The 17,321-nt window shown below is 39.8% G+C and carries 8 protein-coding genes; 7 read left to right on the top strand and 1 reads right to left on the bottom strand.

Annotated features, from left to right (window positions below; translation table 11 throughout):
• Nucleotides 1-5: 5 nt before the first annotated feature.
• From BACPLE_RS00645 to BACPLE_RS00630, 4 genes are read left to right on the top strand one after another with little or no spacing between them, the layout of a single operon-like run.
• The gene (locus BACPLE_RS00645; protein WP_235777879.1) at nucleotides 6-3,305 is read left to right on the top strand and encodes a SusC/RagA family TonB-linked outer membrane protein; all 3,300 of its coding nucleotides are present in this window, start codon (nucleotides 6-8) and stop codon (nucleotides 3,303-3,305) included.
• Nucleotides 3,306-3,316: 11 nt separating this feature from the next.
• Nucleotides 3,317-5,272 carry a RagB/SusD family nutrient uptake outer membrane protein gene (locus tag BACPLE_RS00640; protein WP_007557913.1) on the top strand — a complete coding sequence of 652 codons (1,956 nt, stop codon included), beginning with the start codon at nucleotides 3,317-3,319 and terminating at the stop codon, nucleotides 5,270-5,272.
• A 25-nt stretch (nucleotides 5,273-5,297) separates the two neighbouring features.
• The gene (locus BACPLE_RS00635) at nucleotides 5,298-6,908 is read left to right on the top strand and encodes a hypothetical protein (RefSeq protein ID WP_007557912.1); all 1,611 of its coding nucleotides are present in this window, start codon (nucleotides 5,298-5,300) and stop codon (nucleotides 6,906-6,908) included.
• A 25-nt stretch (nucleotides 6,909-6,933) separates the two neighbouring features.
• Nucleotides 6,934-8,133, top strand: a complete 1,200-nt coding sequence (locus BACPLE_RS00630; RefSeq protein ID WP_157131874.1) for a basic secretory protein-like protein — start codon at nucleotides 6,934-6,936, stop codon at nucleotides 8,131-8,133.
• 91 nt (nucleotides 8,134-8,224) lie between these two features.
• Here BACPLE_RS00630 and BACPLE_RS00625 read toward each other — a convergent pair whose 3' ends face one another.
• On the bottom strand, nucleotides 8,225-9,817 hold the full coding sequence (locus BACPLE_RS00625; RefSeq protein ID WP_007557908.1) for a DUF6377 domain-containing protein: 1,593 nt from the start codon (nucleotides 9,815-9,817) through the stop codon (nucleotides 8,225-8,227).
• A 178-nt stretch (nucleotides 9,818-9,995) separates the two neighbouring features.
• Here BACPLE_RS00625 and BACPLE_RS00620 point away from each other — a divergent pair, with 178 nt between their 5' ends.
• The 3 genes from BACPLE_RS00620 to BACPLE_RS00610 all read left to right on the top strand — a co-directional run bounded on the left by BACPLE_RS00620 (nucleotide 9,996) and on the right by BACPLE_RS00610 (nucleotide 17,308).
• Entirely contained in the window at nucleotides 9,996-11,849 is a 1,854-nt protein-coding gene (locus BACPLE_RS00620) for a glycoside hydrolase family 13 protein (RefSeq protein ID WP_007557906.1), read from the top strand.
• Between the two features lie 178 nt (nucleotides 11,850-12,027).
• Entirely contained in the window at nucleotides 12,028-14,208 is a 2,181-nt protein-coding gene (locus BACPLE_RS00615) for a glycoside hydrolase family 97 protein (protein WP_007557904.1), read from the top strand.
• Between the two features lie 82 nt (nucleotides 14,209-14,290).
• Complete coding sequence (locus tag BACPLE_RS00610) at nucleotides 14,291-17,308, top strand: SusC/RagA family TonB-linked outer membrane protein (RefSeq protein ID WP_007557903.1); 3,018 nt, start codon at nucleotides 14,291-14,293, stop codon at nucleotides 17,306-17,308.
• The last annotated feature ends 13 nt before the right edge of the window (nucleotides 17,309-17,321 follow it).

Raw genomic sequence — 17,321 nt, 5'->3', positions numbered from 1 at the left:
AACCTATGAAAGATCTAAAATTAAAAAGAAAGCAATTCAGGTGTATGCGCTTGGTGTATCCGATGGCCTTTCTGTGCTTGTTCTCTTCACCTAGTTGGGCTATTGACAGTTCGGCTATGGCACATGGAGTAGAGCAGTCGAAAGGGATAGTTGTAAAAGGAACAGTCATTGATGAAGATAATCTACCTGTGATTGGAGCTAATATTATGGTAAAAGGAACTAGTTTAGGAACGATTACGGATATGGATGGTAACTTTACGTTGACAGTTCCTTATGAAGATGCGGTATTGACAGTTTCTTTTATTGGATATACAACAAAGGATGTTCCTTTAAAAGGACAACGTCAGGTGAATGTTACTTTGGTAGAAGATTCAAAGACATTACAAGAAGTAGTGGTGATTGGTTATGGTTCACAGAAGAAAACGACTTTGACAGGTTCTGTGGCTTCTGTAAATGTGAAAGAGCTTTCTCAAAGTCCGAGTGCTAATATCACCAACGCGTTAGCTGGCCGTTTACCGGGTTTGACAGTGACTCAGTTTGGTGGTGGTGAACCTGGTAAAGACGTCGCAAGTTTTGCCGTACGCGGTTTGTCATCATATAATTCTGGAGCACAATCTCCTATTGTGATTGTGGATGGTGTAGAAAGAAGTCTTTCTAACTTGGACCCGAATGAAATAGAGACATTCTCTATCTTAAAAGATGCTTCGGCTACCGCTGTATATGGTATTCGAGGTGCAAATGGTGTGGTAATTGTGACTACAAAGCGAGGTGTATCGCAGTCAAAGCCGACCGTAGAGTTTAAGGCACAAGTAGGTCTGGCAGAACCTGTATCGTACCCTGATTATCTTGGATCGGCCGATTATGCCCGCTTGTACAATCAGGCACTGAAAAATGACAACCCGGGATGGGAAACAGATCCGGCTGTTCAGTCTAAATTATTCTCTGATGAAATGATCAACAATTGGGCACGTGCTAAAGGTGACAATACCGATGGCTTAGGTTATAATATTGATTTGTTTGACTATGCCTTCCGTCCGGCTATTCAGCAGAATTATACCTTGTCGTTACGTGGAGGTAGTGAGCGTGCTCGTTATTTTGCTATGATTGGTTATTTTAATCAGGATGGAAACTATCGGTATTCAGACTTGAATGATGCTTACAGTACGAATGGTGGTTTTAAACGCTATAATTTACGTACAAGTTTGGATATTGATATCACTAAGAATTTCTATGTAAGTGTTAACCTTGGTGGACAGATTACAGATATGAATGAATCGGGAGGAGGCTCTGGAAATATCATTTTTACAGCTAACACCACTCCTCCAATTTATCCAGTAGTATTGGAACGGAATGGTCATCCGAGCAATGAAACTTACTATACGGATCATCCGAATGGTCTTTTATTTGGTGATAGCCAGTACACAAAGAACATTTTAGGAGAAATTGCTTATATGGGTTACAAGACGACCCATAAGATTAATTTCCAAGGAAACTTTGTAATTGGGCATAAACTGGACTTTATTACGAAAGGTCTGAAAGTAGAAGGTATGTTCTCTTATGACATTGAAGAAACTCATGCCATTGACCGGTCTATTCCTCGAAAAGTAGCTAATAATGAAGAGTATGGTGGATATGCCACATTCTATCCAAGTGAAGGACTGGGTATTTATGCTACTCCAGATAGAGTAAGATATAGCGGTGCTTATACTCCGGCTATATCTAACTTTACAGTAGACAATACGAAACAGAACAGCTATCAGGCTAGTATGGCTATTGCACGTGTATATATGCAGGCAAAGTTAGATTATCAGCGTAGTTTTGGTGGTCACAATGTTTCAGGAATGTTTACGATGCATCGTTCACAGCGTACAATAGGAAATGAGGTTGCTTACCGTTATCAGGGATTTGCAGCACGTGCTACCTATGACTATGAGAATAAATATTTGTTTGAAGCTAATGTCGGTATCAATGGTTCTGAGAACTTTAGCAAGGCACATCGTTACGGCGTATTTCCGTCATTCTCTATCGGATGGGTGCCAACGGAAGAACGTTTTATGAGTGGTACTAAAGGATGGTTGGATCACTTGAAACTAAGAGGTTCTGTCGGTTGGGTTGGTAACGACCAGGGAATTGGGCGATTCTTGTATGTTCAATATTATAATGGAACCAACGCAAGCTCTTGGAATACAGGAACAAACTATAACCAGTCTATGGGAGGTGGTTTGCAGGAAGGCGATTTAGCAAATCCTGATTTGACATGGGAGCGAGGAATTAAGTATAATGCAGGTATTGACATGAATATGCTGAATAACCGTTTAAGCTTGTCAATTGATGCATTCTATGAGAAACGTTGGGATATTATTACGAATACGGGAGGTAGCGATGTAGTGGGTATTCCTGATATCTTCGGAAAAACATCTTCTTATGTAAATGCAGGAACGGTAATTAATCGTGGTTTTGATTTGGAATTAGGATGGAACGACAGAATAGGACGTAATTTTAACTATTATATCCGTTTTAATGCAGGGTTTGCCCGTAATAAAATCTTAGATATGATGGAAATTGACCGTGCTGTTCCTTGGATGCAACGTACAGGACATCGGGTAGGTGAATATTTTGTATACGAAGTAGACCATTTTGTAAAAGATCAGGCTGAAGCTGATAAACTGAATGCAATGAATGATGGAGCTGGATTCCAGCCTTGGGGTACATTATCACCAGGTGATGTGGTATATAAAGATTTAAATAATGATGGGAAAATAGATGATCAGCATGATATGAAGGCAATGGGAAATCCGAAGACTCCAGAATTGCAGTTTGGTATTCCTTTGGGTTTGTCTTATAAAGGCTGGGATTTGAGCGTGCTTTTCCAAGGAGCAGCTTTGACGTCATTACAGTTAAGTGGTCCGGCTGTATGGGATTTCCCGGTAATGGGCGCGCAGGGTAATAATATGGGTAAAGTAAAAGCTATGCACTTGGATTCATGGACACCAGATAATCCGGATGCATCGTATCCAGCCCTTCATTTAGGCAACCATCCGAACAACAAGAATGCATCTAGTAGTTTATTCTTGTATGATGCTTCTTACTTGCGTCTGAAAAATATTGAAATAGGTTATTCTTTGCCGCAGAAGTTGATTCAAAAGGCACACTTGCAGCAGGTACGTTTCTATGTACAAGGTATGAACTTGCTGACCTTTGATAAACTGGGTGATGTGAATATGGATCCGGAAACGGGTAATGGAAACGGTTCATGGTATCCTATTCAGAGAATCTATAATTTTGGAGTAAATGTTACATTCTAATTTGAAAAGCAATGAAATTTAAGAAATATATATTAGCTTGTCTTACAGTGGGAGGATTATGCTTATTGACCCCTTCATGTAGTGATTATTTGGAAAGAGAAGACGATGGAAAGCTTCAGGAAGCTGAAGTGTTTTCTCGCTATACTAAGGTAAATGAGCTGGTTACACAGTTATATACAGATATGTATCTGAACAGCTTGGGGTTTAATACAATTTATAGCCACAATATCGGAACATTATGTGATGAGTTGGAGTTTAATAAGGCGGATGCTGATGCACCTTATAAAATTCTGAATGGAGAGCTAAGTTCTGACCCGACTTCAATAGGTAACATATATGGTGGTTCTGGATTTGGTTGGTGGTGGACCTTCTATCAGTCTATACGAAAAGCAAATAAGATTATTTGGGGGGTTGAAGAATATAACACACCAGATCATCCTTCTTCTCCGGGTCTATTAAGTAAGCGAATAGGTGAGGCTTATTTCTTTAGGGCGTATTATCATTATTTGATTCTTCGCTGGCATGGAGAAATGGTGTATAGTGATCGGTTGTATTCTTTGGAGGAGGATCCCTCTACATATGCGGTGCGTGAATCAGTTCATACAAGTGTGGAAAAATTGTGTGCTGATTTGGATGAGGCTGCGAGTCGTTTACCGGTTAGACAAGAAGGTGAAGAGTTCAATCGAATTGATAAAGGAGCTTGTTTGGCGTTAAAAGCAATTGTACGTTGGATTGTAGCACAACCATTATACAATGGCGGTCTTAGAGATGCGGATGGTAATCCTACCGGTATCTCTCCATTGGGTGATTCAGATACCCGTGTAGGTGCTCAGGAATATAAAGAATATAAACAGGAACGCTGGCAGAATGCATTGAAAGCTGCCGAAGAGTTTATGGAAGTTGTAGATATGGGTCGGTATAAACTCTATAAACAATACGATGAAACAGAGTTTGTGGCTAATTCTGGAGATAAAGTATACAAACGTCTGGAAGAAATGTTCAGAGATAACCTTTTCTATAATAATGAAGTTATTTTGACATTATTGAATAGTAAAGATACACGTTGGATTCAAGATAACATACCGGAGTCGTACGGAAGCGGGCAGACACGAAATCAACCTACCCAGGAGCAGGTGGATCAATATGAGGTGATTGATGGCGATTATGGATATGATATCTATACATCTTCTAGTTATGATGATAAAAATCCTTATGTAAATCGTGACCCTCGCTTTTATAGAGATATTGTTTATATGGGTGCTGTGCTGATGGGCAAAGAATATAATGTGGCTGAAGGTAGTGCTGATGCATTAGTGAATAGTTCAGTACGTGATACTCGTAGCACTCGTACAGGGTATGCTTTACGTAAGTTTGTACAAAATGACTGGACTATTAATGCCAATATCTCAAGTATGCATTTCCCATTGATTCGTTTGCCGGAGTTGATGCTGATTTATGCGGAAGCTTTGAATGAAACTGATGGAGATGTGAATACAATGAAATCTATGTTGAATCAGATTCGTGAGCGTGCGTTCATGAAACCGGTTCCACCAATATTTGATACAGATAAGAAGGTGCGTCGTGAATATATTGATCGCGAACGACGGGTAGAGTTGTTCTTTGAAAATAATCGTTATTTTGCTTTACGTTATAAAGGCATTATAACTAACCCTGTTGAAGAGAACAAAGAAGAACAGTATTTGGCTATGCCAGAAGATACTCGTGCACAGAGATGGTTTGATGAGAAGAAGATGCAATATCCTCAGACACAGCACTACATACATGGTATGAAACCTGTGTTGGATGAAAATGGAGCAATTAAGGTAGGTGGAAAGTCTTATCGTATGGAACGCTTTGAAGGGCAACAATTGAATCCGAGACGTGTGACTTATCGTGATTACTTCTTCCCAATAAACTCCAATGAAATTGCTAAGACACCTTCTTTGAAGCAAAATCCGGGATGGTAAAGTGTAACCTAAAAACTAATTGATTATGAAATTATTGAAGAATTTTATATGTATCGCTTTAATGAGCATGGCAATGGGGGCATGCGATTGGTATAGTGACCCGTTGGAATTGGTGTATCCAGGTACAGATTTGAGTGGTAATAAAGACGACAATAAGGAGTCTGAACTGATTAAGGATGTTGAGCAAGTACTTGCAACTAGTGCAGATGAGGTCTGGAAAATTGCGAAGGAAAATGTTACGGTATATCTTTTCTTTAATGTGGAGGAAGGTAAATATCAGATGAAATCTACGGTTAATCCGAAGTTGGTTTCTTATGAATATAAAACTTCAGTCAATGAGGAGGAGAATGTGGTACTTTCATTTGCTGGATCAGATTTAAAGACAATATTAGGTGATGAGACTTTTGTGGTAACGAATGCAAAAATAAGTAGCATTACTTGTAAGGGACAAGAATCTAATACGGAGTATGTGTGGAAACGTACAGCCCGTTCAGAGATGGATGCGCTGATGACTGAAGAAGAGAAAGTAGAATCCTTGTTAGCTTCTGTGGAAGAAGGTGGAGGTTGGAAAATAGATTTGGTTAATGCTTGTTACTTTATTTTTGATACAGAACAGAAGACTGTAATAACTAAATCGGAACGTGAACCTCAAAATGTTTCTGGAACTTATTCTTTAGTCTTGAATAATGAAGGAAAGGTTGAACTGACTTTGGTACAATCGCATTTTGAAACACTGACTAAGGAGAATGTGCTGGTGGTAACAGAGTATAATGAGAATTCTATTACCTGGCAGGGTAAGTCGAATGGTACTTCTTATATAATGACTAAAGTGACAAAAGCAGAAATGGATAATATTAAGACACCAGAACAACAATTGATTGAAAAGATGTTTGCTCAAGGATGGGGCTCAGGTGTAATTCGTTCAGCTTCTGATGGAAACTTTGCAGCTTATTATTATGTCACGAAGGATGACCATACTGTTCATTTCTTAAGTTATGCGAATAAAACTGTAGTACGAGAAAATATAGTTGCCACTGTAACAGAAGAAGGTGTATTGACTTTCCAAAAGCCTATAACAGTAAGCGGTAGTTCATTGTCTGCTATTAAGGTGAAAGAAGATGGAGTAGAATTAGTAGGCCTGACCGCAGAAAGTAAATTGGTTGGAAATGTTTCTTATGGAAAGGATAAGACCAGTTTATATAAGATGGTAGATTGGATTAAACTGCCAGGTGGAGGTCAGCCTCAGTTTAAAAATGCAAGATGCATCTTAAGCGCTAATCTGGAAGCTGAATATAATAGAGTTCCTGCATTTGATTTCCCGATATTTGAATGGAATGGAGATTGGACTTCAATCGTGATATATGCAGATAATTATTATTTTATGCTTTATCAGGGTGGCAATATGACTCCAATTGAAGGTACAGATATTATCCGATTTAATAAAGATGCAGGATTAGCTCCAGGTTATGGTTCGGATATAAATAAAGTAAAATCTGACTATCCTAATATTTATGGTTTCTTATTTGATGAAGATCATATCATTGTGAGAAGCAATGAAACTCCTGAGGCAGGTTTATATGTGTTCAGTATTTCAAGCGACAGTTTTGTATATTGGCCGCAACCCGTTTTTCAATAATAATTAGTAAATAAAAATGAAAGATATGCGTACACTATTAATATGTTTGATGGCTTTAGGCTTGTTTACAACAAGTTCTTGCGTAAATGAAGGTGGACAGGTTTTTGGAGAACTTCCTGAAGGTGTAGTTCCTGTAAGTGGGGAAGCTTTGGAGGCCAGAGGTGCCATTTATAACAAAGATTTGAATGAATTGAAGATTATGTGGCAGACCACAGCTGATGCCAAATCTTATAAAGGTGTAGAAGTCTCTTTTATGGCTTTGAACGGACTTTCTAAATCAGTAAAGATCATGGCAAATCCTAATTTTGCCAGTTCTTATGATTATTTTACCGTGGTAACCAAAAATCCTAGTACAGTACAGTATCGTTGTATTTGGAATAAAGATGGAGCAGAGGAGGTGAGTGAATGGGCTTCCGCAGAAAACCTGACCTTGACTAATGTGACTTCGTCAGAAGTATTTTTTGATATCATGCCTCCCACCTATAAATTGGTCACAGAATCTGCTGTAACTCCTGAGATAGCTGCTGCTTATGATAATATTGTAGGAAAGACAGATGAAGAAAAGAAGGCTTATTATACGAAGGTGTTACAATTGGTATTATCTTCTATGTATTATTCATCTGTAGATGCAAAACAGCAGCCGGTTCCTTGGTTAAAATGTATTTTGGGCCCTATGGATTATGCTGGGGCTGTTGCTTATGTTTCGGGTGACAGCGAAGGACCGTTGATGAGAATGAGTTCAGAATATGTAGGACAGGTCAATAACGGAGCTGTATCCATGGACGATGCAACTTTTGAGATTCGTGGTGTATTGATTCATGAATTTACCCATTTAGTACAGAAAACTGGTGCTGTAGACAGCAATCAGCCTTCTTGTATAGAAGGAATGGCTGATGCCGTAAGAAGTGCTTGTGGTGGAGTTACTGATGCCAATCGTATTAATACAGCTTTGAATTCTGGTGCATATTATGATGAGAATCGGAAGTCTGGCAATACTCCTTGTCCTTATATATGGCAATTACCTTATGGAACTTCTGGCTATTTTATGAATTGGCTAAGAACTTATGATGGTGATTTTTTGCGTAAATTGACGGTGTCAATTGTGCAATTAGGTTCTCAGTGGTCTTTGGAGAAGGCTGTTCAATATATTCTGGGAGAGAATTATAAGATAGAGGATTTATGGAAGGAATATGTGGAAGATGCAAAGAGTGAGAATGTGAAATAAAATATAGTATTTTATACCTTAACTAGATAGAAATCCCCAAGTTTACTTCGTTGGAATGTAAATTTGGGGATCTTTATATTAGATAAAACAATTATAATCTCATCACCTCCTGTTCAAAGTTATCCTTATCACCTTTAGCCTTGTTGCGGATTTTACTTCTATAATTATATACTGTGGCTAATGAGTATCCCAAAAAATGGGCAATTCGGTTGGCATCGGTTACACCCAGGCGAATCAAGGCGAAAATACGTAACTCCGTGTTTAAGATTTCTCCGGGTTTGGGTTCAATTTTTCCATCTTCATTCAATAGACTGTTGAAATCATGGATGAAATTAGGAAATAGTTCCAAGAATGATTTATCAAATTCATTATAGAAGTTTTTACGCTCTTCACGCAGAAAATCTGCCGAACGGATGGCTTTAAATAAATCTTCTATACGGGAAGCCATAGCTAATTTCTCTAATGAGCGTCTGTATTGCTCCAGTTTGTCCAGGTAGCTGACACAACGGTCCAAGTAGCGGGCGATGTATACTTCTTTGATTTTCCCTGTCTGCTGCAACTGTTGGTTGAGAGCTACTAGTTCTTTGTTGCTTTTCGAGAGATTCTTTCGCATGAGAGAAAGTTTTCTTAGTCCATGGTATAGGTAAAAGGCCAGTAGGATGAGACATACAGCCAATCCGGTAATGCTAAGAGTGAGGATTCTTCCTAATCGTTTTTCCTGTGCCTTTTTGTCGGAATAAGCCTTATCGATGATGGGATAGAATTCTGTAACTTCTAAAAAACGTAAGCGTGCATTGCAGGCTACAGCGTCTTTCATGGAGCAACTTACGTAATTATAAGCTCTTTCCGGGTCGCCTTGCTGGTATACCAGACGAGCAAGCTTTTGAAGGGCTGCGTATTCACGAACCGATGCATTGAGGTCAATGAGGGCTGTCTGAGCAAGGTAATAGATTTCCATGTCTGTGTCTTTCTTGGCTTCGTATGCCAATGAAAGGGTATAGTATGCGTATGCTTTCTCTTGCATGTCTAAAGGAGAAGTAAGTACTTTGTTCAAAATGGGAATAGCTTGGTCTGCCTGACCGCCTAATATCATTTTTTCTGCCAATACAATACTACGGTCGCTCCCCTGAGGAAGTATTTTCAATAGGGAGTCACGATACAGTTCCGTCTTTTTCAGATACGTTTGTTTTACGTGTGGGTCTACTGTATTGTCTGCCATCCATCCATAACAGGCTCTTATGGTGAAATAATAATATTCTAAGTTGGGTGAAGACAACTCGTGAGGGTGAATAGTTTGTAACTCTGTCAAGGCTTCGTTGTACATTCCCATGACACCTCTTACTTCTGCCCGATTGATGGAGATTTCGATGTCTCGCTCCGGTTGAGGCTGGAGAGAGTTGTAGTATGCTTTACGACGAATATAGTGGCAGGCAGAATCAGCCTGATAATGTAGATATAAATTGAAGAGTTCTCCACAGAGTTTATAACGTTCAATATTGTCTGTGGCATAGTTCAGTCTTTGTTTGATTTGAGATATGACAGCTTCTCTGTCATTTTTAAATTTCTCTTTTTGGGAAATCGCTTTATCTAATTGCTCTAAGATTCGTTGCTCGGAGCTTTGTGCAGAAATGGAGATGAGCCAGCCTTCTGCAATAAACAGTATAAGGAAAAGTATAGATCTCATAGTTTTAAGGTTGAATATCTGGTGTTATATCATTTATATTTTAGTTGTTTCAAACTTTGTTAACTTGTTGTAAATCTTGCGTTTATTTTCTTTATGTATTTATATTTTATTTCCAAAGATAAGAAATCTTTTTTCATGAATCTACTTTTGCGTTGAAAAACATTTCAACCTCAATATCATGAAACATACATTAATTTTATTGATTGTATTCCTCTTCTCGTGGGGAGGAGGACAGAATGCTCGGGCAATGGAGATAAAGAAAGTAGCTCCTTCTTTCTGGTGGGCAGGAATGAAAAATCCAGAACTCCAAATTTTGTTGTATGGAGAGGATTTGGCTTTGTCGGATGTAAGCGTATCGGGCGAAGGTATTTATCTGAAAGAAGTGGTTAGACAGGACAATCCGAATTATTTGTTACTTTACCTTGATTTATCGGAAGCAAAGGCACAGACTTTTCAGATTCTGTTGAAGAACGGAAAGAAGAAATTGCAGGTTCCATACGAGTTGAAATCGCGCATGCAGAGAGGAGAAGATGTAAAAGGTTTTACTTCTGAAGATGTACTTTACCTGATCATGCCTGATCGTTTTGCCAATGGTAATCCAGAAAATGATGTGGTAGACGAGATGCGTGAAAAGAAGGTAGACCGTACAGATTCGTTTGCACGTCATGGTGGTGATATTCAAGGTATATCGAATCATCTGGATTACATTGCTGATTTAGGAGTGACAGCAATCTGGCTGAATCCTACTCAAGAAAATGATATGGAAAGTGGTTCCTATCATGGATACGCTATTACAGATTATTATCAGATTGATAAACGGTTTGGAAGTAATGAAGATTTCTGTGCATTGGTAGAGAAAGCGCATGAAAAAAATCTGAAAGTGGTGATGGATATGATTTTTAATCATTGTGGAAGTGAAAACTACCTGTTTAGAGACAAACCTTCTGATGATTGGTTTAATTACCGTTCTAATTACGTTCAAACCTCGTTTAAAACGGCCAGCGTAATGGATATTCACGCTAGTGCATACGAAAAGAAGATTGCTACTGACGGGTGGTTTACTTCTGTAATGCCTGATTTTAACCAGCGTAACCGCCATGTGGCTCGTTATCTGATACAAAGTAGTATCTGGTGGATTGAATATGCAGGAATCAATGGTATTCGTCAGGATACACATCCCTACGCAGATTTTGATTTTATGAGTCAGTGGTGTAAAGAGGTGTTGGATGAATATCCTTATTTCAATATTGTAGGAGAAACTTGGTTGAATAGCAATGTGCTGGTTTCTTATTGGCAAAAAAACAGCAAACTGGCAGCTCCGCTGAATTCTAACTTGCCTACGGTGATGGATTTTCCTTTGCAGGCTTTAATGAATCAGGCATTTGATGAAGAAACCGGTGAATGGGGAGGAGGATTGTATAAGCTTTATGATTATCAGACACAGGATTTGGTATATGCCAATCCGATGAATCTGCTGACCTTTTTAGATAATCATGATACTTCCCGCTTTGCACAGACAGATGAAATGGCGAAGAACCTGAAACGTTATAAGCAGGCCATGGTCTTTCTGCTCACTACCAGAGGCATTCCGCAGATTTATTATGGTACGGAAATACTGATGACCGGTGATAAAGGCAAGGGTGATGGTGACTTGCGTAAGGATTTTCCGGGAGGATGGCAGGGAGATACGCGCAACTGCTTTGTAGAAAATGGACGGACGGAACAGGAAAATGAAGCATTTGAGTTTACTCGTCAATTGCTGAATTGGAGAAAAGGTAATCAGGTGATAGGTAAAGGTAGCCTGAAACATTATTCTATTCAAAACGGAGTGTATGTGTATCAGCGTGAGTTTAACGGTAAATCGGTGGTAGTTATCATGAACGGAACGGATGATTCAAAAGAGTTGGACCTGACTCCTTATCAGGAAATTCTTCCAAGAGAAAATGCTTTCGACGTATTGACTGGAAAAAATGTGGATTTAAGTAAGAAACTTCGCTTGGATGGAAGAGAAAACCTCATTTTGAACTTCTAAAACGTTTCTATTTTGAGACTATGTAAAACTGATTAATCAGCTTATTATAAGATGATTACCATTTATGCTGATTTATATTTTCCTTTTTGTGAAAATAAGATGAGAAAGTGACGCATAATTTTGCTTTCGGTAATTGAAAAACATAAAATCTAATCAATATTAATACCACAAAGAACTTATGAAAACAAGAAAAACTTTTGCCTTTGTAGCTTTGTGTTGTTGTGCATTGTGGGCGAATGCACAGAAATTGACCTCACCGGATGGGAATCTGGTAATGGACTTTAGCTTGAACCAAAAGGGTGCTCCTGTTTATGAATTAACTTTTAAGAACAAGCCTGTGATAAAACCCAGTACATTGGGACTGGAATTAAAACGGGAAGACCCGGAAAAAAGGATTGGCTTTGAATGGACAGAACGTAAGGACAAGGAACGGGTAGATGAGAAAATGAATCTGATGACCGGTTTTAAAGTCAGAGAAACACATACTTCTACTTTTGATGAAACCTGGCGTCCGGTATGGGGTGAAGAAAGTGAAATACGCAATCATTACAATGAATTGGAAGTGACACTTGATCAGCCGGAAAATGACCGTTACATAGTGATTCGTTTCCGTTTGTTTAATGATGGCCTGGGATTCCGCTATGAGTTCCCTCAGCAACCTAATTTGAATTATTTCGTCATTAAGGAAGAACATACTCAGTTTGCCATGACGGGAGACCATACGGCATTCTGGATTCCGGGAGACTATGATACACAGGAATATGACTACACAACTTCACGACTCTCTGAGATTCGTGAGAAAATGAAAACGGCGGTGACGGAAAATTCTTCACAGTTCGTGTTTTCACCTACGGGAGTACAGACAGCTTTGATGATGAAGACGGATGACGGTCTTTATATTAATCTGCATGAAGCTGCTTTGGTGGACTATGCTTGTATGAGCCTGAATCTGGATGATAAGAATATGGTATTTGAATCATGGCTGACTCCGGACGCGAAAGGAGATAAAGGCTATATGCAAACTCCTTGCAACTCGCCTTGGCGTACGATTATTGTCAGTGATGATGCACGTAACATTTTGGCCTCTCGTATTACGTTGAACCTGAATGAGCCGTGTAAAATTGAAGATACTTCCTGGATTCATCCGGTAAAATATGTGGGTGTATGGTGGGATATGATTACCAACAAAGGAACTTGGGCTTATACTGATGAGTTGCCAAGTGTAAAACTTGGGGTGACTGATTATTCACAGACAAAGCCGAATGGTAAGCACTCAGCCAATACTGCTAATGTGAAACGTTACATCGATTTTGCGGCACAACATGGTTTTAATGCGGTACTCGTAGAAGGATGGAACCAAGGTTGGGAAGACTGGTTTGGCAAGAGCAAAGACTATGTGTTTGACTTTGTGACTCCTTATCCAGACTTTGATGTACAGGAAATTCATCGTTATGCGGCAGGTAAGGGTATTGAAATGATGATGCATCATGAAACTTCAGCCTCTGTCCGTAATTACGAACGTCATTTGGATAAAGCATACCAGTTTATGGTGGACAATGGGTATAACTCAGTGAAGAGCGGCTATGTGGGTGACATTATTCCTCGTGGTGAACATCACTATGGACAGTGGATGGTAAACCACTATCTGTATGCTGTGAAGAAAGCTGCTGATTATAAAATTATGGTAAATGCGCATGAAGCTGTTCGTCCGACCGGATTGTGTCGTACTTATCCGAACCTGATTGGTAATGAGTCGGCACGTGGTACGGAATACGAGTCATTTGGCGGAAATAATGTGAACCATACGACTATTCTTCCGTTTACACGTTTGATTGGTGGTCCGATGGATTATACGCCGGGTATCTTTGAACCAGACTGCAGCAAGATGAATCCGAATAACAAATCGCATGCACGTACTACCCTGGCACGTCAGCTGGCACTTTATGTTACGATGTATAGCCCATTGCAGATGGCTGCTGATGTACCGGAAAATTATGAACGTTTTATGGATGCTTTCCAGTTTATTAAAGACGTGGCTGTCGACTGGGATGAAACTAAATATCTGGAAGCGGAACCGGGAGAATATGTGACGATTGCCCGTCGTGCCAAAGGTACTACCGACTGGTATGTAGGATGTACTGCAGGGTATAACGGTCATGAATCGAAACTGACTCTCGATTTTCTGGAACCGGGAAAGAAGTATGAAGCCGTGATTTATGCAGATGCCAAAGATGCAAGCTGGGATAAGAATCCGCAAGCTTATACTATCACTAAGAAAAAAGTCACGAACAAGACGAAGTTGAATCTGAAGGCAGCTGTGGGAGGTGGATATGCTATCTCAATTAAAGAAATTAAGTAACTGAACAGGATTGTAATAAGGTAAAGATTGGGCTTTCAATAGGTATTAGCATAAAATTTACGGAATACTTTAATTTAATAATATGGAAATAAAGAGGAATGTAGTAAGTAAATTCCTGCTATTATGGGTAGTTGGAATGTTACTTTCCGTGCAAGTTTTTGCACAAGGACTGACCGTGAAAGGTGTAGTGAAAGATAATACCGGAATGGGCGTGATTGGAGCTAATATTCTGGTGAAAGGAACAACGAACGGAACCATTACGGATTTTGATGGTAATTTTACCTTGGAAGCAAAAAAGGGAGATGTGATAGTCATTTCTTTTATCGGTTATAAAACTCAGGAACTTCCTGCGGCAGCTACAATGAATGTGACGCTTCAGGATGATACGGAAGTGTTGGATGATGTGGTGGTGATTGGTTATGGTTCGGTGAAGAAAAATGATGCGACTGGTTCGGTTACTGCAATTAAGCCGGATGAACTGAGCAAAGGTATTACTACCAATGCGCAGGATATGTTGACTGGAAAGGTAGCTGGTGTGAGTGTGATTTCCAATGACGGTACTCCGGGGGGAGGTGCACAGATCCGTATCCGTGGAGGCTCTTCCCTGAATGCCAGCAATGATCCGTTGATTGTAATTGACGGGCTGGCCATCGATAACAACGGTGTCAAGGGTATGTCGAATGGGCTTTCTCTGGTGAACCCAGAAGATATTGAAACGTTTACGGTACTGAAAGATGCTTCGGCTACAGCCATCTATGGTTCCCGTGCTTCCAACGGTGTCATCATTATTACTACGAAAAAAGGAAAGAGCGGTCAGGCTCCGAAGGTCAGCTACAACGGTTCGGTTTCCGTATCCACCATTCAGAAGAAATATGATGTGCTGAATGGAGACGAATACCGGGCATACGCTCAGCAGATTTTTGGCGATGAATTGCCGGCGTCGCTAGGTACGGCTAATACCGATTGGCAGGATGAGATATTTCGTCCAGCCATCAGCACAGACCATCATGTGTCCATCAATGGAGGTTTGAAGAATCTTCCGTATCGCATTTCATTAGGATACAGTTATAATGATGGTATTTTGAAAACTTCTAATTTTCAGCGTTTTACCGCATCAGTTAATCTGGCTCCTTCTTTCTTTGATGACCATTTGAAGGTGAACGTAACGGCGAAATACATGAATGGAAAGAATCGGTATGCTGATGCCGGAGCTGCTATTGGAGGTGCACTTTCCATGGATCCTACTCGTCCGGTATATGGCGGTGACAGCATGTATGATGTGTTTGGAGGGTATTATCAGAATGCACAGTCTACTTCTGATTTTTCGGATCCGGACTGGCGGTATACGGCGAATAAGAATACGCCGCAGAATCCTGTGGCAGCTTTGGAACAGAAAGATGACAGTGCCAACAGTAATGATTTCGTAGGTAATGTAGAAGTGGATTATAAATTCCATTTCTTGCCCGACCTGCATTTGCATGCCAGCTTGGGTGGTGAATATGCAGATGGTACACAGACTACCATTTATTCACCTTATTCATTCTCTTACAACTATTATGGAAATACTTCGGCTGTGACTGAATACAAATACAATTTGTCGTATAACGTATATGCGCAATATATCAAGACATTGGGCGCACATACCTTTGACATCATGGCCGGTGGGGAGGAACAGCATTTTCACCGGAATGGATTTACCATCGGGAATGGAGTGGATCCTTATACTGGGGAAATTCATGATGCTGTATTGAAGGAACAGACGGCGTATGCTACCCGTAATACATTGGTCTCTTATTTCGGACGTTTGAACTATACGTTGTTAGACCGTTACCTGTTCACCTTTACCATGCGCTGGGATGGCTCTTCACGTTTTGCCGATGGGAACCGCTGGGGGACTTTTCCCTCTTTGGCTCTGGCTTGGAAGATGAAGGAAGAAAACTTCTTGAAAGATGTTAATTTTCTGTCTGATTTGAAGCTTCGGTTGGGATGGGGTATCACCGGACAACAGGATGTGACTTCGGATTTTGCATATATGCCGCTGTATGTAGTGAGTGATGATTATGCACAATATCCGTTTGGAGACACATATTATCATACTTCTCGTGCCAATGCCTTCAATACGAACTTGAAGTGGGAGCAGACCACCACTTATAATGCCGGATTGGATTTCGGATTCTTCAACGGACGTATCAGCGGTAATGTGGATGGTTATTACCGTGAAACAAACGATCTGTTGAACAGTGTGAAGATTCCGGTAGGTACGAACTTCAATGCACAAATGTTGCAGAATATCGGATCGCTGAAAAATTATGGAGTGGAATTTGCCTTTAACGTAAAACCTGTGGTTACGAAAGATTTTATGTGGGACGTGACCTATAACTTTACTTGGAATCATAATGAGATTACCAAGCTGACCGGTGGGGATGATGCCGATTATTACGTAGAAACGGGTAACAGCATATCCCGTGGTAACAATACGAAGGTGCAAGTCAATAAGGTGGGTTATGCGGCTAACTCTTTCTATGTGTACCAGCAGGTGTATGATGAAAACGGTAATCCGATTGAGAATATGTTTGTTGACCGCAATGGAGATGGTATCATCAACAGTTCTGATAAATATATCTATAAGAAACCGGCAGCTGATTTTATGATGGGACTCACTTCGAAGATGACATATAAGAACTGGGATTTCAGCTTTTCTTTACGTAGTAGCTTGAATAATTATGTGTATTATGACTTCCTGGCAAATAAGGCAAATGTAAGCAGTTCAGGATTATTCTCTAATACGGCTTATTCAAATACAACTGCGGAGGCTATTGCGCTTGGTTTTACAGGAAAGGGAGAATATTATATGAGTGATTACTTTGTACGTAATGCTTCATTCTTGCGTTGTGATAATATTACGTTGGGTTATTCTTTTAAAGATTTGTTTAAAACTTCTGCTTATAAAGGTCTCGGAGGACGTGTTTATGCGACAGCGCAGAATCCGTTTATTATTACTAAGTATGAAGGATTGGACCCGGAAGTAAAAAGTGGAATTGATTCAAATCCTTATCCGCGTGCATTTACATTCTTGTTGGGAGTTAATTTACAATTCTAATTTTATGAAAACA

Source organism: Phocaeicola plebeius DSM 17135, assembly GCF_000187895.1.
Lineage (GTDB): Bacteria > Bacteroidota > Bacteroidia > Bacteroidales > Bacteroidaceae > Phocaeicola > Phocaeicola plebeius.
The sequence above is the reverse complement of the archived record's forward strand: the minus strand, read 5'-3'. Positions and strand labels throughout refer to the sequence as shown.